We start from the raw sequence: 26,451 nt of genomic DNA, 5'->3' as shown, positions 1-26,451 counted from the left end.
GCGGCGGGCCGTACGGCCGGCGGCGCGGGTCAGGTCGGTGAGCGCAGGCTGCGCCGCTGCAGCAGCACGGCCACCACGATGATCAGTCCCTTGGCGACGAGCTGGTCGCTGGTGTTGAGGCCGTTGAGGATGAACAGGTTGGTGATCACCGTGAAGATCAGCAGACCGAGGATCGAGCCGATGATCGAACCCCGGCCGCCGGTCAGCAGCGTGCCACCGATGATCACCGCGGCGATCGCGTCCAGCTCGTACAGGTCGCCGTGGGTGGAGGAGCCGGTGGTGGTCCGCGCCATGATCAGTACGGCGGCGATGCCGCAGCACAGCCCGGACAGCGTGTACAGCCACATCGTGTGGCGGCGCACGTCGATGCCGGCCAGCCGGGCGGCCTCGGGGTTGCCGCCGACCGCGTAGGTGCGGCGGCCGAACGTGGTGCGGTTCAGCAGGATCCAGCCCGCCGCCACCACGACCGCGAAGATGTAGACCAGCAGCGGGATGCCGAGCACCCGCGTGGTCGACAGGTCCACGATGGCCTGGTTGCCCTGCTGGACGAGCTGGGTCCTGCGGTCCGACATCCGCTGGGCCAGGCCGCGGGCGGCCACCAGCATGGCGAGCGTCGCGATGAACGGCACCAGCCGCCCGTAGGCGACGAGCAGGCCGTTGACCAGCCCGGCGCCGGCGCCGACCAGCACCGCGCACACGATCATGACCAGCGGGCCGTAGGACTGGGTGGCCAGCGTGGTCGCCCACACCGACGCCAGCGCCATGACGGCCCCCACCGACAGGTCGATCCCGCCGCCGATGATGACGAACGTCGCGCCGACCGTGATCACGCCGATCGTCGCGGCCAGCGACAGGATGGCGACCAGGTTGGAGGTGGTGGCGAAGGCGTCGGGCACGGTGACCAGGCCCACCACGGCGAGCAGTGCCAGGGCGACGACCAGTCCCAGGTGCGGCACCTCCCCCAGCCGGGACAGCGGGGTCACCCGGCCGGCGGCGGGCCTGTGGACGGCCGTCCCCACCCGGTCGTCCTCCCCGGCCGGTGGCCCGGCGACGTCCACGGGGCTCGCGGGGCTCCCGGGGTCCACGGGGCTCTCGGGGCTCGCGGAGCTCGCGGGGGCCCGGCCCTGCGGTTCGGTCACAGCGCACCGCCTTCCATGATCATGTCCAGCACTCGATGTTCGTCCAGGTCGCGGGCGTCACCCTGGTGGATGGCCGCCCCCTCGCGGATGACCAGCACCCGGTCGGCCAGGCCCAGCACCTCGGGTACCTCGCTGGAGACCAGCAGCACGCCGAGGCCGGAATCGGCCAGCTCGCGGATGACGGCGTACAGCTCGGCCCGCGCGCCCACGTCCACGCCGCGGGTGGGCTCGTCCAGCAGGAGCAGCCTGCGCTCGTTGAGCAGCCAGCGGGCCAGCACGACCTTCTGCTGGTTGCCGCCGGACAGCGTCTTGACCGGCCGGTCCGGGTCGCCCGGCCGGACGTCCAGCCGCTCGACGAGGGCGCGGGCGTCGGCGGCCTCGCGGCGCCGGTCGAGCCAGCCGAGCCGGGAGTAGCGGCCCAGACCGGCCAGCGAGATGTTCCTGGTCACGCTCTGGTCCAGCAGCAGCGCCTGGGACTTGCGCTCCTCGGGGGCGAGGCCCATGCCGAGCCGGACGGTGCGGCCGGTGCCGCCCCGGCCCACCGGTCGCCCCTCCAGCAGGACGTTCCCGGTGTGGCGGCGCGCGCCGTAGACGGCCTCGATGATCTCCGAGCGGCCGGAGCCGACCAGCCCCGCCAGGCCGACGATCTCGCCGGCCCGCACCGAGAAGGAGATGCCGGACAGGACGCCGGGGACGGTGAGGTCCTCGACGCGCAGGACCTCGGGGCGGCCCTCATGGCTCCCGGGGTCCGGCCGGGGCGGGAAGACGTGCTCCACGGACCGGCCGGTCATCAGGGAGACGATCTCGCCGGTCGGGGTGGTCTTGGCGGGCAGGCCGACGGCGACCGTACGGCCGTCCTTGAGCACCGTCACCCGGTCGCCGATCTCGCGGATCTCCTCCAGCCGGTGGGAGATGTAGATCACCGCGACCCCCTGGGCGGTCAGCTCGCGGATGATCCGGAACAGGTTCGCCACCTCGTCGTGGGCCAGCGCCGCCGACGGCTCGTCCATGACGATCAGACGGGTGTCGCGCGACAACGCCCGCGCCATGCTCACCACCTGCTTGGCCGCCGGGGACAGCCGGCCGACCTCGGTGCCGGGGCGGATCTCGCCGTGTCCCAGCCGGGTCAGCAGGCCGCGCGTGGCGCGGCCGGCCTCGGACTGCCCGACGAACCCGAGGCGGGACGGCTCGTGGCCGAGGAAGACGTTCTGCGCCACGGTCAGCCCGTCGACCAGGTCGAGCTCCTGGTAGATCGTGGAGATGCCCAGCCGGATCGCGTCGATCGGGCTCGCCGGGCGCACCTCCTCGCCTCCGAGGATGATGACGCCCTCGTCGGGCCGGTGCGCACCGGCCAGGACCTTGATCAGGGTGGACTTCCCGGCGCCGTTCTGGCCGAGCAGGCAGTGCACCTCGCCGGGCAGGACCTCCAGGTCGACGCCGTCGAGCGCGCGCACGCCGGGGAACCGCTTGACGATCCCCTTCATCTGCAGCAGGGGGGTGACGGCGGACATGGAACCTCGCTGGGGGTCGGGGGTCTGGCCGCATCCGGAGCCGGTGCAGCAGAAGGTAACCCCCTTCTTCTAGCGTTGTGAAGACCTTTCGCCGAAAGTCACCAAACTTTTGCAGAAATCCGCAAAAGTCCGCCTGGCCGTACGGCCGGCGGTCCGGGCGAGGGTGCGCGAGCCGCCGGGAACCGTCCCTGAACAGCGAAGAGGGCGCCCCGGTCGGGGCGCCCTCTTCGACGGACGGAGGTCAGAGCATGGCCCGCAGCGACGCTCCGGCCTGCTCGCCGAGGGTGGTCGGGGTGAGGTAGGGCTGCTCGGCCATGATCGCCTGCCAGTTGTCCCGGATGTCCTCGACGGTGTGGTCCTCCTGCCGCCAGCCGGGCCCCTCGGCCACGAACACCCGGGCGATCCGGCCCGCGCCGACGCTGAAGACCTCGCCGCTGGTCTCGCAGGACTCGTGTGCAAGGTAGGCGACCAGGGCGCTGATCCTGCCCGGCGTGAACCTCTCCTCGAACTCGGCCGGCAGCAGCGACTCGGTCATCCGGGTCCAGGCGATGGGCGCGATCGCGTTGGCCCTGATCCCCGCCCTGGCGCCCTCGATGCCGAGCGTCTTGGTGAAGCCGACCAGCCCCATCTTGGCGGTGGAGTAGTTGGCCTGGCCGAAGTTGCCGAACAGCCCGGCCGGCGAGGAGGTGTTGACGATCCGGCCGTAGCCCTGCTCCTTGAGGTGGGGGAAGGCGGCCCGGGTGACCAGGAACGAGCCGCGTACGTGGACGGCGAGGACCTGGTCGAACTCCTCGACGCTCATCTTGCCGAAGGACTTGTCGCGCAGGATGCCCGCGTTGTTGACGACGACGTCGATCTTCCCGAAGGCGTCGATCGCGGCCTGCACGATCGCGGCGGCGCCGTCCGGGGTCGCGACGTCGTGGGTGCTGACGACGGCCTCCCCGCCGTTCTTGGCGATCAGCTCGGCCACCTCGGCCGCCGGGCCGGTGGAGGATCCGGTGCCGTCCAGCGCACCGCCGAGGTCGTTGACGACCACCTTCGCGCCACGCTCGGCCAGCGTCAGCGCGTGCGAGCGGCCGAGACCGTGCCCGGCGCCGGTGACGATCGCGACCCTGCCGTCGAACCGCAGCTCCGTCATACGGACTCCCTGGAGAATATAGTTCTGTTTTTCGCAGAATATCCGGCAAAGCCGTCGAATGCCATCTTTCGCCCGACAGGGCGCGTCTCCGAAAACCTGTCCGCCGCCTCTCCGTAAGTCCGCCCCGCGTCTCCCTGGGACGGCCCCCCGTCGCCGCTTTCTCCCGGATGCCCGGAGAAGGCCGCCAGAAGGCCCGGGGAAGGATCGCAGAAGGCTCACAGAAGACTCGGAGAAGGCCCCGGAGAAGACCGGTCCGCCGACCGGAAAACGCGGCCGAAGTGAAACCGTCGCGGATAGCGGGCGGACATGTGAATTTCTGCTAAAGTTTCTGCCCCCGCACAGGGCGAGGGTCATTGATGGCACTCCTCCGACCGCACCCCCGCCCCGATAACCGGGCTGGAGGCATGGCATGGCCACACAGCCGCCCCTCCGCGTGGTCCAGTGGGCCACCGGCGCCGTCGGCCGCTACTCGCTGCGCAGTCTGATCACCCGCCCCGAGTTCGAGCTCGCCGGGGTGCTCGTCTACGACCCCGACAAGGCCGGGCAGGACGCCGGCACGCTCGTCGGCCTGCCCGGGACCGGCGTCGCCTGCACCGACGACGTCGACCGCATCCTGGCCCTGGACGCCGACTGCGTGCTGCACATGCCGCTGCCCGCCGCGTTCTTCGGCGAGAGGAGCGCCACCGACGACGTCGAGACGATCTGCGCCCTCCTCGCCTCGGGCAAGAACGTCATCACCACCACCGGCTTCGTCTACCCCGCCTGCCACGGCCGCGGGCTGGTCGACCGCCTGGAGGACGCCTGCCGCCGGGGCGGCTCCTCGCTGCACGGCACCGGCATCAACCCGGGCTTCGTGAGCGACCTGCTCCCCCTGGCGCTGAGCGGGCTGTCCAGCCGGATCGACCACATCTACGTCCGCGAGTCGTCCGACTTCCGGGGCCACCCGTCCCGCCAGATCGTGGTGGACCTGTACGGCTTCACCCGCTCCGCCAAGGACTACGCCGTGGCGGTGCGCCCGTTCCGCGCCCTGCAGCGCTCGCTGTTCGCCGAGAGCGTCCAGCTCGTCGCGGGCCACCTCGGCGTGACCCTCGACGAGGTGGAGGAGAGCGACGAGTTCGAGCTCGCCACCGAGGAGTTCGAGATCGCCGCGGGCCCGGTGCGGGCCGGCACGGTGTGCGCGTCCCGCTGGACCTTCAGCGGGCTGGTCCGCGGCCGGCCCTTCATGACCGTGGAGTGCGTCTACAAGGCCGACTCCACCCGGGTGAGCCGCTGGTCCGCCCCGGGGTTCACCGTGCACATCGAGGGCGTCCCGCAGATGACGCTCGCGGTGGAGGAGATGTCCCACGGCCTGGCCGGGGCCGCCGCGCACGCCGTCAACGCGGTGGCCGCCGTCTGCGCGGCCCCGCCCGGCATCCGCACCGTCCTGGACCTGCCCCTCACCACCGGCCGGGGCACAGTACGGCTCGCCTGACGGAGGCCGTACGGCCCGCGTACGGGACGGGTACGGGACGGGTACGGGACGGGTACGGGACGGGTACGGCCTGGCCGGCGGGTGCGGACGGCACGGCCCACGGATGGGGGCGGGCGGGCCGGCTCCGGAACGCGCGGCGGAAGTCGCGCCGCAGCGACCATAAATAAAATGAAATAGGCGATATTTGCGGACAATCGCCTTTTACCGCCGGACCCGGCGACGGCACGACCGCGCCCGCGGCGCGGCCGTGCCGGTACGGTAATCGCCCGATTCCCGGGCCCCGCGCGATTATCCCGGGGAGCCGCTCCCCGTCGCGTTCGGGACCCGTCGCCGATGTCCTTTCCGGTGCCCGTTTCCGTCCCCGGGGACGCGCCCCGGGAACGGGGCTCAGAAGAGCCAGTCGAGCAGGCCGCCCCCGCGCTCCTTCTCGGGCGGCGGGTTCTGGGCCGGCGCGGTGGCCTCGGCCGGGGCGGAGGGCTGCGCGGGCTGCGTGGGCTGCTCGGGCGCGGTGCTCTGCCGGGAGTCGGGCGCCTCGGCCGACGGGGCGGAGGTGACGCGCGGCTCGCGCTCGGTGCCGCGCCGCTCCTCGCGTTCCCCGGTGGGCGCCGAGGTGCGCCTCGCGGTCGGCGTGGCGCGCGCCCGTTCCGGGCGGGGCGCCCTGGTCCGGGGCGCGGCGGGACGGGAGGTCTCCGGCGCGGCGGTGGCCCGCTCCTCGGCGGAGGGCGGCGTGGTCTCCGCGGGCTGCGCCTGATCCGTCGGCGCGTCCGCCGGTCCCTCCGTCGGCACGGCGGTGGGCGCCGGGGGCATCTCGGCCTTCACGCACCGGCCGCCGGCGGAGCATCCGGGCTCGGGGGCCGACCCCACGGACGACAGGAACCAGCCTCCGGCGAGGCCCACCGCCACCACGCCCGTGACGGCCGCCAGCAGGAGCCTGCCCCGGCGGCGGCGGGGCAGGTCGTCGCCCTCGGGTCCCCATATCGCACGGGCCACGTCGCGGTCGGCCTCCCGGTCCGCCGCGGCCATCTCGTCGCGATCGGGCGTCCACTGGGCCGTGAACGGCCCGTCCGCTCCCCTCGTTTCGTCCGCCCCGAGCGCGCCGGGCTCCGCGAGCTCCGCGGGCTCCACGGGCTCTCCGAGCTCCACGAGCTTCGCGAGCCCCGCGGCCGCGTCATGTGAGGCGTCGCCGTCGAGCACCAGGTCCGGGGACCGGAGGTGATAGGCGACCGCCCCGGGCTCCCGGAGTTCCACGAGGTCCGGGGACTCGCCGTCGCCGTCCGGTCCCCGCTCCTCCGCCGTGTCCCATCCGTCGGACAGCACGTCCCCCGCCGGGGGCACCGCCTCCCCCGACCGCGCGACCGGTTCCATGGGGCCGGTCTGCTCGCGGGCGTCCTCCTCGTACGGCTCCCGGTCGGGATGGTGCCGCATGACATACGGCCTCGGTAAGTTCTCCGGTTCCACAGCGTCCCTCCCCGTGGTGAATTTCGGTCCTGGGATTTCCTAGCAGACTTCACAGGGAGCTGTCCGAAAAATCCACCCATGTCGGTGATTTGACGTCTGTGGCTCAGGAGTGCGGGACGAAGTGACCGAAGCGGCCGCGATGGTAGAGAAGGGGCAGTCCCCCGGGATCGGTGCGGGCCTCGGTGACCAGGCCCACGACCAGCACGTGGTCGCCGATGTCCACGGTCGAGTGGGGCGCGCACACCAGGTGGGCCGACACCCCGGCCAGCAGCGGCACCCCCGGCGGGGCCAGCTCCCAGACGGTGGGGGCGGCGAAGCGGTCGACTCCCCGGCTCGCGAACCGGGCGGCCAGTTCCGCCTGGTCATCGGCCAGGACGTTCACCGCGAAGCAGCCCGCCTCGCGGAGCCTGGGCCAGGTCCTCGACCCCCGGCCGACGTAGAAGGAGACCAGCGGCGGCTCAAGGCTGACCGAGGAGAACGAGGTGGCCGTCAGTCCGACGGGCCCCTCCTCGCACTGCGCGGTGATCACGACGACCCCGGCCGCGTGCAGGGCCAGTGCCCGCCGGAACCGCTGGGCGTCGATCGCCCGGCGTGAGATGGCCTCGGTCACCGTTCCTCCTCGTCCTCTCCGGCGTCACACCCGCCCGCAAGCCGTCACGCCCGCCCGCACGACGCGACGTCCGTTCGCCCGCCCGACGTGACGTCCGCCCATAACCCGATAACAGCACTGCGTCTTCCCGAAGTGTCATAAATCTCCCCTGAACCAGAAACCCCAGAACGGCCCGGAACAGCCCGGAACAGCCCGGAACGGATCGCGGTCAGGCGGGGAACCAGAGCTCGGGCTCGCCCGCGACCCGGCGCAGCCGCCCGGCGGCCTCCAGCCACACCAGGTGCGCCAGCGTCTCGTTGTTGGCCCCCCGCCGCATGTACGAGGGGATGCTCTCCCAGGGCCGTGACCACGTCAGCCGGGTCGCCGTGTCCCAGCAGGAGACGCCGTCCGCCGCGCCGACCACCTCCTCGATCTCTGCCAGCCTCTCGTGGTGGTGGGCGATCACGTCGCCCACCCGGCCGGCCAGCTCCAGGAAGCGGTACTCGTGCGCGGGCAGCACCTCCTCCACGTCGAGCCGGCCCACCGCCGCCAGCGCCTCCAGGTAGTCGGCGAGCGGGTTGGGCCCGGACTGCGGGTGCACGGCGACGATCGGCGTGATCCGGGGCAGCACGTGGTCGCCGGAGAACAGCAGCCGCCGCTCCGGCTCGGCGAAGCACAGGTGGCCCGGCGAGTGGCCCGGCGTCCACACCGCCCGCAGGTCCCAGCCGGGCAGGCCGAGGCGTTCGCCGTCCTCGATCAGCCGGTCGGGCTTGGCCATGCTCACGAAGTGCCGGATCATCATGGACGCCCCGGCGAGCTCGTCCAGGGACGGCTCCGGCACCCCGGACCGTGCCAGCAGGCCGCGCTCACGCCGTACGAGGTCGTCGGCCAGGCTCTCGTCGTAGCGGCCGGCCAGCAGCCGGGCGTCCGCCGGGTGCAGGCCGATCCACGCGCCCGACGCCTCGCGGACCCGCCCCGCCAGCCCGTAGTGGTCGGGGTGCATGTGGGTCACCAGGACCGCCCGGACGTCGGTGATCTCGTACCCGGCGACCCCCAGCCCGGCGACCAGCGCGCCGTACGCCTCCTCCGTGTCCCACCCGGCGTCCACGATCGCCACCCCGCCGGGGAGTTCGAGGGCGTAGACCAGCACGTAGCGCAGGGGGTTGATCGGGATCGGCACCGGGATCGACCACACCCCCGGCCGCACCCGCTCCACCTCGGGGAAGCCCCCGCTCCGCCACGCCTGGCGCTGGGCCTCGTTCGCCGGGGTCACCGTCTCTCTCCGCATGTCCCGCTTCTCCCTTCGTCACCCCTGCTCTCCCGTGATTCTGCCGGGTTACCGAACCATGTTCTACTGCGGTGCCGTACGGTCGGGAGCATGGACCTGGCACGCGAGACCTCCGACACCGGGCGCTTCGTCCGGCAGCCGAACCGGTTCACCACGCGGATCGAGGAGGGCGGCGAGCACCCGCCCGAGGCCGGCCGCTATCAGCTCTACGCCTCCTACGCCTGCCCGTGGGCGCACCGCTCGCTCATCGTGCGCGAGCTGCTCGGCCTCCAGGAGGTCGTCGGCGTGACGATCGTCGACCCGATCCGCGACGAGCGGGGCTGGCGGATCCCCGGCGGCGACCCCGTCAGCGGCGCGGAGTTCCTCTCCGAGCTCTACCTCGCGACCGATCCCGGCTTCGAGGGCCGCTACACCGTGCCCTGCGTCTGGGACGCCAAGGCCGGGGTCCTGGTCACCAACGACTACCCGCAGATCACGCTGACGCTGGAGACGGCCTTCGCGCCCTGGCACGCCGAGGGCGCCCCCGGCCTGTACCCGGCCGCGCTCCGCGCGGAGATCGACGCGCTGAACGAGCAGATCTTCCACGGCCTCAACAACGGCGTCTACCGCGCCGGGTTCGCCACCTCGCAGGAGGCGTACGAGGAGGCGGTCACCGACGTGTTCGCCACGCTCGGCACGCTGGAGGAGCGGCTCGCCGACCGCCCCTACCTGCACGGCGACGCCCTCACCGAGAGCGACGTACGGCTCTACCCGACGCTCGCCCGGTTCGACGCGGTCTACCACTCGCACTTCAAGTGCTCGGTGCGGCGGCTGACCGACCATCCGGCGCTGTGGGCCTACGCCCGCCGTCTGTACGCGATCCCGGCCTTCCGCGACACGACCGACTTCGACCACATCAAGCGGCACTACTTCGTGACGCAGCGGAACATCAACCCCACCGGGATCGTCCCTCTGGGCCCAGAGATCGACTGGACGGCCCCCTGACCGTCGCGCCGGCACGCACCCGCCGCGACGCCGGCGGCCCCTGACCGCCGGCCCCGATCACCGGACTCCGGTCACCGGACCCGGCGACCGGGCCATGACCGACAGACCCCGAGCGCCGGGCCCGGCCGATCGGCCCCCGCCCGGCCGACCGGCCGCTCCATGAAAGTTTCACCGGGCGCGCCGCCCGCCGGGCCGGTCAGCGGGCGCGCCGGGGGCCAGGCCGTTGACTCCCTGGGAAACACGCTGGAACCATCGGGCGTCCCATCCGTGGGAACGCTCCCACGACCCTCCCCGGGTCGTCCCCGGTTCCCAGAGCACCCGCTGACCGCGCGCCCCCGAAGGACACCACGTGATCAGACCCCCCGCCTGGCTCGCCCTCGCCGTGGCCGCCGCCGCGATGACCTTCTCCGCGACGCCCGCCACCGCCGCCGCCGAGGAGGGCCCGGAGCAGATCCCCAACGGCACCTTCGACACCGGTTCGGCCCCCTGGTGGAGCACCGGCAACACCGCCCTGGAGGTCGACGGCGGCCGGCTCTGCGCCGACGTCCCCGGCGGCACCGTCAACCCCTGGGACGTCATCGTCGGGATCAACGACATCCCGCTGGTCAAGGACGAGACCTACGCGTTCTCCTTCTTCGCCGCCGCCGACCCCGGGCACGTCGCCAAGGCCATCGTCCAGATGCCCTCCGACCCCTACACCGCCTACCTGTCGGTCAGCCCCGAGCTGAGCGTGTCGGGCAACGACTACGCCTACACCTTCACCTCCCCCGTCGACCAGCCCAAGGGCCAGGTGGTCTTCCAGCTCGGCGGCGGCGCCACGCCCTGGCGCTTCTGCCTGGACAACGTGTCCCTCAAGGGCGGCGCCGAGCCCGACGTGTACAAGCCCGACACCGGCCCGCGGGTCCGGGTGAACATGGTCGGCTACCTCCCCTCGGGGCCGAAGAACGCCACCCTGGTCACCGAGCGGACCGAGCCGGTGACCTGGCGGCTGAGGAAGGGCGACGAGGTCGTCGCGACCGGCGAGACCGCCCCGCGCGGAACCGACGCCACCTCCGGCCAGAACGTCCACTCGATCGACTTCGGCTCCGTCGAAGCCGCCGGGACCGGCTACACGCTGGAGGCCGACGGCGAGACCAGCCGCCCCTTCGACATCGGCCGCGACCTCTACGACCGGATGCGGGACGACGCGCTGAAGTTCTTCTACCCCCAGCGCAGCGGCATCGAGATCCGCGACGACCTCCGCCCCGGGTACGGCAGGCCCGCCGGCCACCTGGGCGTCGCGCCGAACCAGGGCGACGTGAAGGTGCCCTGCCAGCCGGGCGTCTGCGACTACACGCTCGACGTCAGGGGCGGCTGGTACGACGCCGGAGACCACGGCAAGTACGTCGTCAACGGCGGCATCTCGGTCCACCAGGTCATGTCGGCCTTCGAGCGGGCCGCGGCGACGGGCGTCTTCTCCGACGGGCAGCTGAACATCCCCGAGAGCGGCAACGGGGTGCCCGACATCCTCGACGAGGCCCGCTGGGAGCAGGAGTTCCTGCTCAGCATGCAGGTCCCGGACGGCGAGCCGCACGCCGGGATGGCCCACCACAAGATCCACGACGCCAACTGGACCGGCCTGCCGCTGCTGCCGCATCTCGACCCGCAGAAGCGCGAGCTGCACCCGCCGTCCACCGCCGCCACCCTCAACCTGGCCGCCACCGCCGCGCAGGCCGCCCGGCTGTTCGCGCCGTACGACGCCGCGTTCGCCGAGCGCAACCTCAAGGCCGCCCGCAAGGCGTGGGCCGCGGCCAAGGCCGAGCCCGCCCTCTACGCCAGCGCCTCCGACGGCGTGGGCGGCGGCGCCTACGAGGACGCCACCGTGACCGACGAGTTCTACTGGGCGGCGGCCGAGCTGTACATCACCACCGGCGAGAAGGAGTTCGCCGACCACGTCCTCGCCTCCCCGCTGCACAAGGCCGACATCTTCAACCCCGAGGGCTTCAACTGGGGCAGCGTCGCCCAGCTCGGCCGCCTCGACCTGGCCTCCGTGCCGAACGCCCTGCCGGGCCGCGACGCCGTACGGGCGTCGGTCCTGGCCGGCGCGGACAAGTACCTCGCCATCCAGAAGGCGCAGCCGTACGGCATGCCGTACGGCCCGGCGAGCTTCGAGTGGGGCTCCAACAGCCAGGTGCTGAACAACGCGGTCGTGCTGGCCGTCGCCCACGACCTGAGCGGCGAGGCGAAGTACCGCGACGGAGCGGTCGAGACGATGGACTACATCCTCGGCCGCAACGCGCTCAACCAGTCGTACGTCACCGGCTACGGCGAGGTCGCCTCGCACAACCAGCACAGCCGCTGGTACTCCCACCAGCTCGACCCGTCCCTGCCCAACCCGCCGCGCGGCACCCTGGCCGGCGGCCCCAACTCCGGCCTGCAGGACCCGACCGCCCAGGCCAAACTGCGCGGCTGCGCCCCGCAGTTCTGCTACATCGACGACATCGAGTCGTGGTCGACCAACGAGCTGACCATCAACTGGAACGCCCCGCTGGCCTGGGTGGCGGCCTTCGTCGCCGACGACGCCCCCGCGGCCTCCTGCGAGGTCTCCTACACCCGGCACGGTGCCTGGCCCGACGGCTTCACCACCCAGGTCACCCTCCGCAACACCGGCACGAAGGCGATCGACGGCTGGACGCTGAAGTGGTCCTTCGTCGGCGGCCGGAAGATCACCGGTGCCTGGAGCGCCGAGGTCGACCAGAAGGGCGCGGCGGTCACCGCGCGGAACCTGAGCTGGAACAAGAAGATCGCCCCCGGCGGGTCGGTCACCTTCGGGTTCAACGGGAAGTCCGCCCCGGGCGCCGACCCGGCCCCCGAGCGGTTCCTCCTCAACGGCTCCCCCTGCCGCTGAGCGTCCCTCGCCCTCCCCGATCCCCGGCCCCTCCCCGGCGGCGCACCCGCCGCGGAGGGGCCGGTTCCACGTCCGCGGACCGTCCCCGCCGTCCCGCCTAAACTGGGCCCGTGATCGACGACATCCGGGTGGACCCCTCCGTCACCTCCCTGCGGCCCGACTTCGCGGTCCTGGTCATGGGCGTGTACGGCCTGCGCAACGGCCCGACCGACGACCGGTCGCGGGACTGGCTGGCCGAGGCCGCCCGCGACGCCGTACCGGCCGGAGACCCGAGGATCGAGGCGTGGCGGGAGGCCTACCGCGCCTTCGGGGCCAAACCGCAGCGGACCCGGCCGTCGGTGGACGCGCTGGTCCGGCGGATGCCGCTGCCGGAGGTCAACCTCGCGGTCGACGCCTACAACGCGGTCAGCGTCCGGTACGGCCTGCCGATCGGCGGCGAGGACCTCGGCCGCTACGAGGGGGCGGCCAGGCTGGTCCGGGCCGAAGGCGACGAGCCGTTCGAGACGACCGACCGGGGCGAGCCGGCCGTCGACCACCCCGAGATCGGCGAGGTGGTCTGGCGCGACGACCGCGGCGTCACCTGCCGCCGCTGGAACTGGCGTCAGTGCGTGCGGACCCGGATCACCGAGGAGACGACCGACGCGCTGTTCCTGCTGGAGCGGCTCGAACCCATGACGATCGGGGAGCTGACCGCCGCCGGCGACGAGCTGGCCGGGCTCCTGCGGGCCGTCAGCCCCGGCGCGCGCGTCGGGACGAGGATCGTCGGCCCGGCCGATGGCGAATGATCCGGTCCGGCGGGCGGCAGGCGGCCCGGACCGGCCGACGACGAGTGACGAGGATCGCATCTCCCGGACAGAGCCCTCGGGCGTGACCGTTTTCGACTACCCTGGGAAGGTCGGGCGGCGAGGTGCCGCCGGAATGGCGCAGGTCCGGGTCCGGGCGAGTAGCCTTGGACCGGTTCTCCATCATCAACATCATCAACGCCGATCTGCGGAAGAGGGCGATTTCCGCCGTGTCGTCTGAGTCGTCGCGGACAAACCCGCTGGCAGCCTTTGGTCAGAACGAATGGCTGGTCGACGAGCTGTATCAGAAGTACCTCCAGGATCCCGAGTCCGTCGACCGGGCCTGGTGGAACTTCTTCGCCGACTACACCCCTGACTCCGGGGCCGGTCGTGCCGCGCCCCCGGGCACGGCCGCCGCCGCGCCCGCCACCCCCACCCCGGCTGCGGCCCCGGCGACCCCGGCCCCCGCACCGGCAGCCCCCGCGCCGAAGGCGGCGGCCCCAGCGGCCGCCACGACCACCCCGGCGGCCAAGACCAAGCAGGAGACGAGCGTGCCCGCCGCCGGCGCCGAGGAAGTCCGACTCAGGGGGGCCGCCGCCCGTACGGCGTCCAACATGGAGGCCAGCCTCCACGTGCCCACGGCGACCAGCGTCCGCGCGGTCCCGGCGAAGCTGCTCATCGACAACCGCATCGTGATCAACAACCACCTGTCGCGCGGTCGCGGCGGCAAGGTGTCGTTCACACACCTGATCGGCTTCGCGGTCGTCAAGGCCCTCGCGGCCCTGCCGGAGATGAACTTCTCCTACACCGAGGTCGACGGCAAGCCGGTGCTGGTCAAGCACGAGCACGTCAACCTCGGCCTGGCGATCGACATCCAGAAGGGCGACACCCGCCAGCTCCTCGTGCCGTCCATCAAGGGCGCCGAGAACATGGACTTCCGCCAGTTCTGGGTCGCCTACGAGGAGATCGTCCGCAAGGCCCGGGGCGGCAAGCTCGCCGTCGAGGACTTCGCGGGCACCACGATCTCCCTGACCAACCCCGGCACGATCGGCACCGTCCACTCGGTGCCGCGCCTGATGCCGGGCCAGGGCACGATCATCGGCGTCGGCGCGATGGAGTACCCCGCCGAGTACCAGGGCGCCTCCCCCGAGACGCTCTCCCGGCTCGCGGTGAGCAAGGTCATGACGCTCACCAGCACCTACGACCACCGGATCATCCAGGGCGCCCAGTCGGGCGACTTCCTGCGCCAGATCCACCGCCTGCTCCTGGGTGAGGAGGGCTTCTACGACGAGATCTTCGAGGCCCTGCGCATCCCCTACGAGCCGGTCCGCTGGGTCCAGGACATCTCGGCCACCCACGACGACGACGTGGCCAAGTCCGCCCGGGTCATCGAGCTGATCCACGCCTTCCGGGTCCGCGGCCACCTCATGGCCGACACCGACCCGCTGGAGTACAAGCAGCGCAAGCACCCCGACCTCGACATCAAGTCGCACGGGCTGACCCTGTGGGACCTCGAGCGCGAGTTCGCCACCGGCGGCTTCGGCGGCCGCCCGCTGATGCGGCTGCGCGAGATCCTCGGCGTGCTGCGCGACTCCTACTGCCGCACCATCGGCGTGGAGTACATGCACATCCAGAACCCCGAGGAGCGGGCCTGGATCCAGGCGCGGGTGGAGCGCCCGCACGCCAAGCCCGACCGGGACGAGCAGCTGCGCATCCTGGAGCGCCTGAACACCGCCGAGGCGTTCGAGACGTTCCTGCAGACCAAGTACGTCGGCCAGAAGCGGTTCTCGCTGGAGGGCGGCGAGTCGCTGATCCCGCTGCTCGACTCGGTGCTGAGCGCCGCCGCCGACGACAAGCTCGACGAGGCCGTCGTCGGCATGGCCCACCGCGGCCGCCTGAACGTCCTGGCCAACATCGTGGGCAAGTCCTACGGCCAGATCTTCGGCGAGTTCGAGGGCAACATCGACCCGCGCAGCGCCCACGGCTCCGGCGACGTGAAGTACCACCTGGGCGCCCGCGGCGACTTCGTCTCCGCCGACGGCTCCAAGCTCAAGACCTCGGTCGTGGCCAACCCCTCCCATCTGGAGACGGTCGACCCGGTCCTGGAGGGCGTGGTCCGCGCCAAGCAGGACCTCCTGGAGCGCGGCGAGGAGGGCTTCACCGTCCTTCCGGTGCTGGTCCACGGCGACGCGGCCTTCGCCGGCCAGGGCGTGGTGGCCGAGACGCTGAACCTGTCGCAGCTGCGCGGTTACCGCACCGGCGGCACCGTGCACATCGTGGTCAACAACCAGGTCGGTTTCACCACCTCCCCGGCCTCGTCCCGGTCGTCGGTCTACGCCACCGACGTCGCCCGGATGGTCCAGGCGCCGATCTTCCACGTCAACGGCGACGACCCCGAGGCCGTGGTCCGGGTCGGGCGGCTGGCGTTCGAGTACCGCCAGGCGTTCCGCAAGGACGTCGTCATCGACCTGATCTGCTACCGGCGGCGCGGTCACAACGAGACCGACAACCCGAGCTTCACCCAGCCGCTGATGTACGACCTGATCGACGCCAAGCGCTCCATCCGCAAGCTCTACACCGAGGCGCTGATCGGCCGGGGCGACATCACGGTGGAGGAGGCCGAGGGCGCGCTCCGCGACTACCAGGCCAAGCTGGAGAACGCCTTCGCCGAGACCCGCGAGGTCGACAAGGAGGCGACCGGCGAGTTCACCCGCCCGGTCGACGTCGACGGCAGCATCGAGTGGTCCCACGACGACGTCCAGACGGCCGTCTCCGAGGAGACCGTCAAGCGGATCGTCGACACCCAGCTCAACCTCCCCGAGGGCTTCACCGTCCACCCGCGTCTGCAGCCGGTGCTGCAGCGCCGCGGCCAGATGGTCGCCGAGGACCGCGTCGACTGGGGCACGGGCGAGACCCTGGCCTTCGGCTCGCTGCTGATCGACGGCCACCCGGTCCGCCTGGTCGGCCAGGACTCCCGGCGCGGCACCTTCACCCAGCGGCACGCCGTGCTGGTCGACCGCCTCACCGGCGAGGAGCACACCCCGCTCAAGACGTTCAACCAGGGCACGACGAAGTTCTACGTCTACGACTCGCTGCTCAGCGAGTACGCCGCCCTCGGCTTCGAGTACGGCTACAGCGTGGAGCGTCCCGACGCGCTGGTCTGCTGGGAGGCCCAGTTCGGTGACTTCGTCGACGGCGCGCAGTCCGTCATCGACGAGTACATCACCGCCGGCGAGCAGAAGTGGGGCCAGCGCTCCGGCGTGACCCTGCTGCTGCCGCACGGCTACGAGGGCCAGGGCCCCGACCACTCGTCGGCCCGCATCGAGCGCTTCCTGCAGATGTGCGCCTACGACAACATGACCGTGGCCCAGCCGACCCTGCCGGCCAACTACTTCCACCTGCTGCGCTGGCAGGCGAAGTCGAACCGGCACCGCCCGCTGGTGGTGTTCACGCCCAAGTCGCTGCTGCGGCACAAGGCGGCGGTCTCATCGGTCTCCGACTTCACCTCGGGGGCGTTCCGGCCGGTGCTGGGCGACGCCACGGTGAACCCGGGCGACGTCCGCAAGGTCGTGCTCTGCTCCGGCAAGATCTACTACGACCTGGCCGCGGCGCGCGACGCGCAGGGCCGCAACGACGTGGCGATCGTCCGCCTGGAGCGGCTCTACCCGTTCCCGACGAACCCGCTCGCGACGGAGCTGGCGCGCTACGGCGACGGCGTCGAGCTGGTCTGGGCGCAGGACGAGCCGCTCAACATGGGGCCGTGGCCGTTCCTGACGCTGAAGATGGCGGAGAAGCCCGACGTGTTCGGCGGGCGTCCGATCCGGCGGGTCTCCCGCAGGGCCAACTCCTCCCCGGCGACCGGCTCGCACTCGGCGCACGAGCGGGAGCTGCAGCAGATCCTGGCGCAGGTCTTCGGCTGATCGCCGTCCCGGCCCAGGTCGCAGCCCGGCCGTCCCGGCTCAGGCCGCGAACCCGGCCGGCCCCGTCTCCCGCCGGATTCCCGGAGGAGGCGGGGCCGGAACCGGGCACCGCTTCCCGGAAGTCCCCCGCATGCTCCGTGCGGGGGACTTCCCCGTTACCGCCCCTTTCCACCTTCGAGGAGAACGATGTACTTCACCGATCGCGGCATCGAGGAGCTCGCCGCCCGCCGTGGCGAGGAGGAGGTCAGCCTCGCCTGGCTGGCCGACCGGCTGCGCGAGTTCGTCGACCTGAACCCGGAGTTCGAGACCCCGGTGGAGCGGCTGGCCACCTGGCTCGCCCGGCTGGACGACGAGGACGACTGACCCGGCCGGCCGCGATCCGGACGGGCGGCGAACGCGCCTCCGGCGGCCTTTCCCCGGGGTGGGCGGTGAGCACAGCTTCCGGCGGACGGGTTCCCGGGATGGGCGGTGAGCACGGCTTCCGGCGGACGGTTCCCGGCCGGAACGGCGGTGAGCACGCTTCCGGCGGAGGGGCGGGCGGGTTCGGTGGATGATGGACCTGCCGGGCACCGACGACGGAAATGACCGGTTTCGACGCGATATATCTTGACCTCCGTCGGCGACGCGACATATCGTGTTCTCAAGGAGGTCACCGACATGCGGCAGTGGACCATCGACAAACCCGGACAGCTCACCTTCGACGCGGTCAGCGGGCTCAACGTCCGGATCGTCGCGGGCAGACTGGCGGTACTGGCCAGCGACGGCCCCGCCACCCTGGACGTCACCGGCATCGACAGCCCTCCGTTGATCGTCACCCACGACGACGACGGCACCCTCACCGTCGCCTACGGCGACCTCACCTGGGACGGCCTGCTGAGCTGGCTGCGGTCCGGGCGCCGGGAGGCCACGCTGACGTTGACCGTACCCCGGGAGTGCCCGATCGCCGTGGGAGTGGTCTCCGCCTCCGCGGTCGTCACCGGCTTCGAGAACCGCACCACGGTCAGGAGCGTCTCCGGGGAGATCGTGCTCGACGGCGTGAGCGGCGAGACCCACGCGGACACCGTCTCCGGCTCCGTCGAGAGCCGCGGCCTGGCGGGCGACCTGTCGGTCAAGAGCGTCTCGGGTGAGCTGACCGTGGCCAAGGGCACGCCCCGCCGGCTGCGCGCCAACACCGTCTCCGGCCGGATCACCGCCGACCTGGAGCTCCCGCCGACCGGCCACGTGACGCTGCACAGCGTCTCCGGCGACATCGTGCTCCGCCTGCCGCACGACGTCGAGGCCGACGTCACGATCCGCTCCACCTCCGGCAGGCTGGCCAGCGCCTTCGCCGGGCTCGCCGAGTCCGGCCAGCCCGGGATCAGGACGCTCGGCGGCAGGCTCGGCGGCGGCATGGCGTCCCTGTCGGCGGCCACCGTCACCGCGGACGTCACGCTTCTGAAGGGAGAACGCGCATGAGCCCGGTCTTCGGTCACGGACGGCTCCGGCTTTACCTGCTGAAACTGCTCCAGGAGAGCCCCCGCCACGGCTACGAGGTGATCCGGCTGCTGCAGGACCGCTTCCTCGGCGTGTACTCCCCCTCCCCCGGCACGATCTATCCGCGCCTGGCCCGGCTGGAGGAGGAGGGCCTGGTCACCCACGAGGTGGTGAACGGCAAGAAGATCTTCACGATCACCGACCGGGGCCGCGAGGAGCTGGACGCCCGGATGGACGAGCTCGCCGACCTGGAGCAGGAGATCTCCGACTCCGTCCGCGACATCGCCCGCGAGGTCAAGGAGGACGTGCGAGACACGGTCCGCTCGCTGCGCGAGGAGCTCACCCAGATGGCACGCGACATGCGCCAGGGCGCCGGACAGCAGGGCGCCGGACAGCAGGGCGAGGGCCGCCGGGACCACCGCGACCACCCGGACGACCAGCGCAACCAGCGCGAGGCGTGGCGGGAGCAGAAGGCCGAGTGGCAGCGCCAGAAACAGGAGTGGCAGCGTCAGAAGACCGAATGGCAGCGCCAGAAGCAGGAGTGGCAGCGGCACGCCGGCGAGCTGAAGCAGGAATGGAAGCAGGAGTGGAAGCGCCTCTGGGCCGAGGGCTTCCCCGGGCAGGGCCCGTCGGGTGACCCCCGGCTCGGGCAGATGCTGGCCGAGTTCGCCGAGGAGGTCCGTGCCGACGCGGCCGGCCGCCGGGTGACCGAGGAGACCCTGGCCACCGCGCAGGACGCGCTCTACGACGCCGCCCGCCGCATCCGCGACGCCCTGCGCTGAGCCGCGCATCGACCCGCGGGTACGGCCCGCGGGGTCCGGAACGTGCCGGGGCGGCGCCGGCGGGCGACGGCCGCGCCGCCGGTCCCGCTCGGTACGGCCCGCCCGGTGGCCGGCCGTACCCTGTCCGGTTCAGCCTCCCGCGGTGAAGACGACCTTCCCGAAGAGGTCGCCCTTCTCCATGGCCGCGAACCCCTCGGCGGCGTCGGTCAGCGGGAGCGTCCGGTCGATCGGCGGGCGGACGCCGGTCTGCTCCAGGAACCGGGCGAGCCGGGCGAGCTGGTCACGGGTGCCCATGGTCGAGCCGACCACGGAGAGCTGGAGGAAGAACACCCGGTTCAGGTCGGCCGGCGGCACCGCTCCGCTGGTCGCGCCGGAGACCACGATCCGCCCGCCGGGCCGCAGCGACTTCAGCGAGTGGTCCCAGGTCGCCTGGCCGACGGTCTCCATCACCGCGTCCACCCGCTCGGGCAGCCGGGCCCCGCTCTCGAAGACCTGATCGGCGCCCAGGTCGAGGGCGCGGGACCGCTTCTCCTCCGAGCGGCTGGTGGCCCAGACCCGGTAGCCGCCCGCGCGGCCCAGCGCGATCAGCGCGGTCGCCACGCCGCCGCCCGCGCCCTGGACGAGCACGGTGGAGCCGGGCTCCAGACCGGCCTTGTCGAACAGCATCCGGTAGGCGGTCAGCCACGCGGTCGGCAGGCAGGCCGCCTCCTCGAACCCGAGCGCGGCGGGCTTGGGAACCAGGTTGCGCCGCGGCACGGCCACCCGCTCGGCGAACGTCCCGTCGTACGTCTCCGACAGCAGGGACCGCTTCGGGTCGAGCGTCTCGTCGGGGCCGTTCCCGATCACCGCGTGGACGATGACCTCGTTGCCGTCCTCGTCGACTCCGGCCGCGTCGCAGCCCAGGATGATCGGCAGCCGCTCCTGGCGGATGCCCACGCCCCGCAGCGTCCACAGGTCGTGATGGTTGAGCGCGGCGGCCCGGACCGTGACGGTGGTCCAGCCGTCGGGGACCTCGGGTTCGGGTCGCTCACCGAGCGTCAGTCCGGCGAGGGGGTTGTCGGGGTCGGTCTGTGTGGCGGTTACGGCGAACATGGCCGCACCCTACGCCTCCGGCCCGCGCCTCCCGCGGCACCCCCGCCCGCCCGGCGGGTCCTTCGGCACATGCGGGCCGCCCGACCCGGCAGACCCTTCGGGACACGCGGGTCGTCCGACCCGGCAGGCGAGACCGGGACGCGGCGACCCGGACCCGCCGACCGGCCCGCGTCGCCTGCGCCGGACGGCTCCTCACGGGACCGGGGTGCGGCCGGGCCGGAACCGGACGCCGTCGATCACCCGCTCGACGTGCCCGCGCTCGCCGGAGGCGGCGACGTACACCCCGTCGCGGCAGGTCTCGGCGGAGAAGCGGCGCCGCTCCCCGATCATCGCCATCCGGATCCTTCCGGCGTCGCAACCCGGCATCGGCGCCATCACCACCAGCGTCTCCCTGGCGCCCCCGAACCACAGCTGCGGCCCCGCGGGTTCCTCCCCGAACAGCTCCCCGGGCCGGGCCAGCCGCAGCGGAGGCCCGGCCGTCAGCACCAGGTAGCCGTTCCCGGTCGTCCTGCCGCGCAGGCCACGGGCCCACAGGAGCCGGTCCTCGAAGGCCATTCCCTCTTTGGAGTCGTGCAGCGCGACGTACCAGGGGGCGAAGTCGAACAGCAGCACGTCGCCTTCGGCGGGGCTCACCGGGGGCCACAGGGTGACCCGTTCCGCCATCGACCGGATCGGCGAGCCGTCCCGTTCCGGCCCGCCGGACGGGGCGACGAGCAGCCGGAACAGGCCGGGACGCCCGTCGGGCCATCCGCCGTACGCGGGCCGTACGCCCAGCTCCGCCAGGCCCAGCCCGGCCGGGTAGCTCAGCTCGGCCGCGGTGCCGTCGGGGAAGACGAGATCCAGGATCTCCCTGCCGTCCCGGTGCCGGGCCCGCGGACGCAGCACGTTGGGCGCCGGATCGTCGGACAAGGCCGGGGAGGCCCCTCCGGTGGGCGCCGCCGACGACGGGGACGGCCTGGACGGCGGGGACGGCGGGACCTCTCCGGGCTCGGGGCCGGACAGCAGGCCGGAGACCGTCACGGCCGCGAGCACGAGCAGTACGGCGATCCCGGCCCCGGCCCCGGTCCGCCGCCGGGCGCCCTCGGGCCGTCCCGTCTCGATGATGTCGTCTCGCTCGCCGGCCATGCCGCTGCCGCCTTCGTACGGGTGGTGCACTCCGCGTCCCATCATCGAGTCACGGAGGTCTCGGCGCCCTCGTCGGGGCGGTCACAGGTCGGCGTCTTTCCATTCCGCGCCGCCTTCGCACCGCCGCCCCGTCCGCATCTGAACCGAACCACCGCGCCGCCCACGCCTTGCACCGCGCCCCTTCCCATGCGTTCCGCACCGCGTCGCCCCAATCGACTCACGTGCCCCCGGTTACCGGGGAAACGAATTCCCGCCAGTGGTGACGATGGTGCTTCAGACCATTCCGCGCGATCCTTACAGGCACCCCCACCAGGGGATATACCTTTTCGGCAAATCATAACCAATCGCTATTCACATAACGCCTTCGCATCACGTGGAACCATTTCAGACTTTTTCGCGTCATTTCATCGCCGAAGCCTTGATCAATTCAGTAGCGTTCCGAGCGTTTTCCTGGCGAGCGGAAGTCCCGACCCTCGCCGAGAACGAAAGGAGCTCCATTGAATCCCCGAGCACGGCGCCTCGCGATCCCCCTCACCGGTGCCCTCATGGTCACCGGCGTGATCGGCGCCACCTCCGGCGCGCAGGCGAGCGCGTCGCCCCCCAGTGACGTGGTGAGTTCCTCCGCTTCGGAGACCCCCGTCGAGGCCACCTCCTTCTGGTCACCGGAGCGGATGCGCCGGGCCACCGACGCCTCCCGCGACCTCGACCTGAGCGTCAGGGGCGGTACGGCGTCCAAGGCCGCCGGGCAGCCCGACGGCAAGGCCGGATCGGTCCCGCCGATCGGGCAGGAGGGCGGCAGGTCCACCAGGAGCAGGAGCGTCAACCTGCCCAACACCGTCGGCCGGGTCTTCTTCACCCTGCCCGGCTCCAACCCGGCGGACCCCAAGAGCTGGAAGTACTGCTCCGGCAGCTCGATCCAGGGCAGGTACCGCAACCTGGTCGCCACCTCGGCGCACTGCGTCTACGACGTGAAGAGCAACAAGTTCTACGACAACTGGGTCTTCATCCCCTCCTACTGGGACGGGGACCAGGCGTGGAACGGCAAGAACCCGTACGGCATCTACGCCGCCAAGTGGTTCAACGCGCACGACGACTTCGTGGTCAAGGAGGACTACGACTTCGACTACGCGTTCGTCAACGTCAGCTCCGGCTACAAGGTCGACTGGGAGAAGGGCACCGACGGGAAGTGGAAGCCGGCCATCAAGAACGTCGGCCGGCTCGGTGACAACGTCGGCGGCCAGGGCTTCGCCTGGAACCAGAAGGTGAAGAACGACATCTTCTCCTTCGGCTACCCGGCCGGCCTGCACCCCAACGGCGACAAGCCCTTCAGCGGGCGCACCATGAAGTGGTGCTACGGCACCGCGGCCGCCATGCCCGCGGCCCCGCAGTACAACATCCAGGAGCACGTCGGCTTCAGGTGCGCCTTCACCGCGGGCGCCAGCGGCGGTCCCTGGCTGCTGAAGTACAAGAACTCCACGCGGACCGGCTACATCAACGGCGTCAACAGCGTCGCGTGGGACACCGACAAGAACGACCGCTACGACAGGATCTCCTCGCCGTACTTCGACACCGACACCTACAAGGTCTACAGGACCGCGGCCAACCGCTGGACCGGTTGACGGGGTGGCGCGAAACCCCCGCCGGGCGGCCGCAAGGCCATTCGGCCGCCCGCCGTGACGAGGGGCCCGGTCTCCGTGGAGACCGGGCCCCTTCGTGGTCCGGGGGCCCGCGGTTTCGGGATTCCGCGGCCCTCACCCGGGGCTTGCGGTGCGCTGCGGCACCGGGGGTTCACGACGCCCTCGGGCATCGGCGCCTCACGGCGCGGGGCGCCGCGAGGCACTCATGGGAACCGGATCCCCTTCTCCGGGATCCGGATCACCTCGGTTCGGGTCCGGACGTCTCCTAGAAGGCGAAGACCGAGCCGGTGCTGGCCCGCATCACGCAGGAGTTGCCGAAGGTGTGCTGGTACCTGATGCTGCGGCCGTCCCAGATGCCGCTCGCGGTCACGGTGACCGGGTCGTACTGCATCGTGCACGCCACCCCCGGCTGCGGCCGGAGCGCGGTGAACTCGCCGTTGACCATGCTGAGCTCCGCGCACGCCCTGGCCCCCTGCGGGTGCGAGCCGCGCGGCGGGTCGCAGACGAGCAGAGCGGACCGCGCCGCGGAGGCCGAGAACTGCTCCCCCGGTGTGACGGTCAGCACGAGCACCCGCATGTTCTCCGGCGACATCAGGGGCGCCGGCCTGCGCGGATCGGCCATGGACTGCGGGGAGACGGCGGGCCCCTGCTGCGCCACGGGAGCCGCGGGCGGCCGCTGCCGGGCCGAGGGGGGCCGCTGGCCGGTCGCGGACGGACGCTGCTGGTCGGCGGGCCGCTGCTGGTCGGTGGCGCGGGGTGGTGCGGCCGGTTCGATCCGGATGGTCTTCCAGGGACGCCTGCGCCGGGGCGGCGCGGCGTTGCGGTTCCGCATCCGCTGGACCCGCGGTGGTACGGGTTTCAGCGAGGAGGCTCCGGGCGTCCTCGCGATCCCGGTCTCCCGGGTTCCGGACGCGGCGGTGGCGGCGGTCGCCGCGGCGGTGGTGAGGGCGGTGCTGGAGATCAGGACGAGACCGGCGGCTGCCAGGCAGTGGAGACGTGACATGGAATCCCCCGAGGACGGCGTTGCGTGGGCGGGCCGGAACGAGGTGACCGGCCTGACCGGGGGGATGGATCAAGGCTCTGAACTGCGGGAATGCTACAACGCCCGGCCGCTTCCTGTCTCGCGGCGACGCACCTTCCGGGAAAAGATCGTGGACCGTTCCGCCGTCGCGGCGGCGGCGCGCAGCCCCAGCTCAGCGCGGCGTACGGCCGACTTCGAGGCAGTCGATCAAGAGGAAGTAGATCAGACGCCGGTTCGCGGCTTTCGGTTCCATGGTTTTGGTAACGACCCCGTAACGGTCCTCCTTGACTGTCCGCTTTCGGTCTCTTTAAACCATCTTTGCCGAGTACGGTCTCCTCTTGTCTCTTTACGCATGCATGAGTCAACCCGAGCGACTCATGACAAAGAAGGAGCTAGATTGAACTCCCGAGCCAAGCGCCTGGCCCTCCCCGCCGGTGGCGCCCTCGTCGCGGCCACCATGATCGCGGCCCCTCTCGCGGGCACCGCCCAGGCCGCGCCGAAGCCCGACGTCAAGTCGGCCGCGCTCACCCCGTCCGGCAACGCGAAGGCCATCGCGGCGTACTGGACCCCCTCCAAGCTGAAGTCGGCGAAGACCTTCACCGCCGACTCCACCATCTCGGCCAAGCTGACGAAGACCGGCGCCGCCAAGGCCGCCGCCGACGGCAAGCCGGGCCAGATCTCCCCGACCGGCGAGGGCGGCAAGACCGCCGGCCGTTCGAAGAACGTGAACCTGCCCATCACCGTCGGCAAGGTCTTCTTCGTCGACGACAAGGGCCAGGAGCGCTGGTGCTCCGGCACCTCGATCCAGTCGAAGTTCCGCAACCTGGTCGCCACCGCCGGCCACTGCGTGTACGACACCGACACCAACAAGCCGTACGACAACTTCGTCTTCATCCCCGGCTACTACCAGGGCAAGGCTCCCTGGGGCGTCTACGTCGGCTCCAAGGTCAACACCCACGACGATTTCACGATCTTCGAGGACTACGACTACGACTACGCCTTCGTCAACGTCTACAACGGCATCAAGCAGCAGCCCGAGAAGGAAGTCGACTACAAGACCTACAAGGCGCACGTCGACAAGGGCGGCGCGGGCCGCGAGGACGCCAGGGCCGTCGACCGCCAGACCTACGAGGAGTGGACCAAGAAGGGCGGCCTCGGCAAGGTCGACGGCGTCGACAAGGAAGACCAGGTCGGCCCGCAGTACAAGGGCGCCATCGGCGTCGCGGTCGAGACCGACAAGGCCGCCTGGGACAAGGCCGCCAGCCGGGTCTTCGGCCTGCACGACGGCAAGGTGACCCTGCACGGCCAGGAGCTGGACCAGGAGAAGTGGCCCAGGACCGGCGCCCGCCTGGAGCCCCGCGTCGAGCAGCTCACCAAGAGCGAGTACGAGGCGTACAAGGGTCCGGGCGTCAAGCAGATCGACCGCCGGGGCAACTACACGGTCACCCACTACTTCGTGATCAAGTACATCGCGAAGACCTCGTCCGCGAAGTACACGATCTTCCGCTACTACATCACGTACGTGACCGACGCCGGCCGCCTGGGTGACAACGTCGGCGGCCAGGGTGTGGCCTGGAACCAGAAGCTGGGCAAGAAGGTCTTCACCTTCGGCTACCCGACCCAGGGCCACCCCGACGGCAGCCGCCCCTACAGCGGCCAGACCATGAAGTGGTGCTACGGCACGACCGTGGCCGCCCCCGTGGTCTCGAAGTACAAGGCCCAGGAGCAGCAGGCCATCAAGTGCGCCTTCACCCCCGGCGCCAGCGGCGGCCCCTTCCTGCTGCGGTACTCGAACAGCAAGCGGATCGGCTACCTCAACGGCGTCGTGAGCCTGACGGTCGACAGCGACAACAACGACCGCTACGACCGGACGACCACGCCGTACTTCAACGGTGAGACCGCCGCCATCTACAAGCACGCCGCCAACCTCTGGACCGGGAAGCTCCCCTCCTAGTCCTCGCGGTGCGAAGCAGCGGAAGGGCCGGGTGCGCAAGCCCCGGCCCTTCCGGGTCTCCCGGGTCTTGACGGAGCGCTTATGCGCCCGGCGGCAGGCTGACAGGGCGACCGGGCCAGAGCGAATCGGTTGGCCGACCTGCCCAAAACCAAATTGATCTGGAAAAATAGTTTTTCACCGCCTCCCCAGTCCCTCCGCCC

The 26,451-nt window shown here is 71.7% G+C and carries 19 protein-coding genes; 10 read left to right on the top strand and 9 right to left on the bottom strand.

Features of this window, described 5'->3' with window-relative positions:
- Positions 1-29: 29 nt before the first annotated feature.
- The 3 genes from AB0D67_RS15955 to AB0D67_RS15945 form a co-directional block, all read right to left on the bottom strand.
- Complete coding sequence (locus tag AB0D67_RS15955) at positions 30-1,139, bottom strand: ABC transporter permease (protein ID WP_362935019.1); 1,110 nt, start codon at positions 1,137-1,139, stop codon at positions 30-32.
- Complete coding sequence (locus tag AB0D67_RS15950) at positions 1,136-2,650, bottom strand: sugar ABC transporter ATP-binding protein (RefSeq protein ID WP_362935016.1); 1,515 nt, start codon at positions 2,648-2,650, stop codon at positions 1,136-1,138. Before AB0D67_RS15950 ends, AB0D67_RS15955 begins: the two co-directional genes overlap by 4 nt.
- 241 nt (positions 2,651-2,891) lie before the next feature.
- A complete protein-coding gene (locus AB0D67_RS15945; RefSeq protein WP_362935013.1) occupies positions 2,892-3,788 on the bottom strand; it encodes an SDR family oxidoreductase in 897 nt (298 codons plus the stop codon).
- 409 nt (positions 3,789-4,197) lie between these two features.
- Here AB0D67_RS15945 and AB0D67_RS15940 point away from each other — a divergent pair, with 409 nt between their 5' ends.
- Positions 4,198-5,259 carry a dihydrodipicolinate reductase gene (locus AB0D67_RS15940; RefSeq protein WP_362935010.1) on the top strand — a complete coding sequence of 354 codons (1,062 nt, stop codon included), beginning with the start codon at positions 4,198-4,200 and terminating at the stop codon, positions 5,257-5,259.
- Positions 5,260-5,646: 387 nt separating this feature from the next.
- Here AB0D67_RS15940 and AB0D67_RS15935 read toward each other — a convergent pair whose 3' ends face one another.
- The 3 genes from AB0D67_RS15935 to AB0D67_RS15925 all read right to left on the bottom strand — a co-directional run bounded on the left by AB0D67_RS15935 (position 5,647) and on the right by AB0D67_RS15925 (position 8,594).
- A complete protein-coding gene (locus AB0D67_RS15935) occupies positions 5,647-6,684 on the bottom strand; it encodes a hypothetical protein (RefSeq protein ID WP_362935007.1) in 1,038 nt (345 codons plus the stop codon).
- Between the two features lie 136 nt (positions 6,685-6,820).
- Positions 6,821-7,327 (bottom strand): flavin reductase family protein, encoded by a 507-nt coding sequence (locus AB0D67_RS15930; protein ID WP_362935004.1) that lies wholly within the window; start codon positions 7,325-7,327, stop codon positions 6,821-6,823.
- A 208-nt stretch (positions 7,328-7,535) separates the two neighbouring features.
- The gene (locus AB0D67_RS15925) at positions 7,536-8,594 is read right to left on the bottom strand and encodes an MBL fold metallo-hydrolase (protein WP_362935001.1); all 1,059 of its coding nucleotides are present in this window, start codon (positions 8,592-8,594) and stop codon (positions 7,536-7,538) included.
- A gap of 90 nt (positions 8,595-8,684) precedes the next feature.
- On the opposite strand from AB0D67_RS15925, the gene AB0D67_RS15920 reads away from it, so the two are divergent.
- From AB0D67_RS15920 to AB0D67_RS15890, 7 genes are all read left to right on the top strand, one after another.
- Positions 8,685-9,578, top strand: a complete 894-nt coding sequence (locus tag AB0D67_RS15920; RefSeq protein WP_362934998.1) for a glutathione S-transferase C-terminal domain-containing protein — start codon at positions 8,685-8,687, stop codon at positions 9,576-9,578.
- A gap of 349 nt (positions 9,579-9,927) precedes the next feature.
- Entirely contained in the window at positions 9,928-12,465 is a 2,538-nt protein-coding gene (locus AB0D67_RS15915) for a glycoside hydrolase family 9 protein (protein WP_362934995.1), read from the top strand.
- A gap of 110 nt (positions 12,466-12,575) precedes the next feature.
- Complete coding sequence (locus AB0D67_RS15910; RefSeq protein WP_362934992.1) at positions 12,576-13,250, top strand: phenylalanine--tRNA ligase beta subunit-related protein; 675 nt, start codon at positions 12,576-12,578, stop codon at positions 13,248-13,250.
- A 227-nt stretch (positions 13,251-13,477) separates the two neighbouring features.
- Positions 13,478-17,167 (top strand): multifunctional oxoglutarate decarboxylase/oxoglutarate dehydrogenase thiamine pyrophosphate-binding subunit/dihydrolipoyllysine-residue succinyltransferase subunit, encoded by a 3,690-nt coding sequence (locus AB0D67_RS15905; protein WP_362934989.1) that lies wholly within the window; start codon positions 13,478-13,480, stop codon positions 17,165-17,167.
- 186 nt (positions 17,168-17,353) lie between these two features.
- Positions 17,354-17,530, top strand: coding sequence for a DUF6104 family protein (locus AB0D67_RS15900; protein ID WP_362934986.1), 177 nt, complete (start codon positions 17,354-17,356; stop codon positions 17,528-17,530).
- 294 nt (positions 17,531-17,824) lie between these two features.
- On the top strand, positions 17,825-18,622 hold the full coding sequence (locus AB0D67_RS15895; RefSeq protein ID WP_362934983.1) for a DUF4097 family beta strand repeat-containing protein: 798 nt from the start codon (positions 17,825-17,827) through the stop codon (positions 18,620-18,622).
- Positions 18,619-19,422, top strand: coding sequence for a helix-turn-helix transcriptional regulator (locus AB0D67_RS15890; RefSeq protein ID WP_362934980.1), 804 nt, complete (start codon positions 18,619-18,621; stop codon positions 19,420-19,422). Before AB0D67_RS15895 ends, AB0D67_RS15890 begins: the two co-directional genes overlap by 4 nt.
- Before the next feature lie 129 nt (positions 19,423-19,551).
- On the opposite strand, the gene AB0D67_RS15885 is transcribed toward AB0D67_RS15890, so the two are convergent.
- Both AB0D67_RS15885 and AB0D67_RS15880 read right to left on the bottom strand, forming a co-directional pair.
- Positions 19,552-20,514 (bottom strand): zinc-binding dehydrogenase, encoded by a 963-nt coding sequence (locus AB0D67_RS15885; RefSeq protein ID WP_362934976.1) that lies wholly within the window; start codon positions 20,512-20,514, stop codon positions 19,552-19,554.
- A gap of 192 nt (positions 20,515-20,706) precedes the next feature.
- Positions 20,707-21,639 carry a hypothetical protein gene (locus tag AB0D67_RS15880; protein ID WP_362934973.1) on the bottom strand — a complete coding sequence of 311 codons (933 nt, stop codon included), beginning with the start codon at positions 21,637-21,639 and terminating at the stop codon, positions 20,707-20,709.
- A 497-nt stretch (positions 21,640-22,136) separates the two neighbouring features.
- Here AB0D67_RS15880 and AB0D67_RS15875 point away from each other — a divergent pair, with 497 nt between their 5' ends.
- A complete protein-coding gene (locus AB0D67_RS15875) occupies positions 22,137-23,258 on the top strand; it encodes a serine protease (protein WP_362934970.1) in 1,122 nt (373 codons plus the stop codon).
- A gap of 283 nt (positions 23,259-23,541) precedes the next feature.
- Here the strand turns inward: AB0D67_RS15875 and AB0D67_RS15870 are convergent, their stop codons facing one another.
- Complete coding sequence (locus tag AB0D67_RS15870) at positions 23,542-24,279, bottom strand: SSI family serine proteinase inhibitor (protein WP_362934967.1); 738 nt, start codon at positions 24,277-24,279, stop codon at positions 23,542-23,544.
- A 415-nt stretch (positions 24,280-24,694) separates the two neighbouring features.
- Here AB0D67_RS15870 and AB0D67_RS15865 point away from each other — a divergent pair, with 415 nt between their 5' ends.
- On the top strand, positions 24,695-26,251 hold the full coding sequence (locus AB0D67_RS15865; RefSeq protein ID WP_362934964.1) for a hypothetical protein: 1,557 nt from the start codon (positions 24,695-24,697) through the stop codon (positions 26,249-26,251).
- Positions 26,252-26,451 lie beyond the last annotated feature (200 nt).

The organism is Streptosporangium sp. NPDC048047 (assembly GCF_040653115.1).
In the GTDB taxonomy this organism is placed as follows: domain Bacteria; phylum Actinomycetota; class Actinomycetes; order Streptosporangiales; family Streptosporangiaceae; genus Streptosporangium.
The sequence above is the reverse complement of the archived record's forward strand: the minus strand, read 5'-3'. Positions and strand labels throughout refer to the sequence as shown.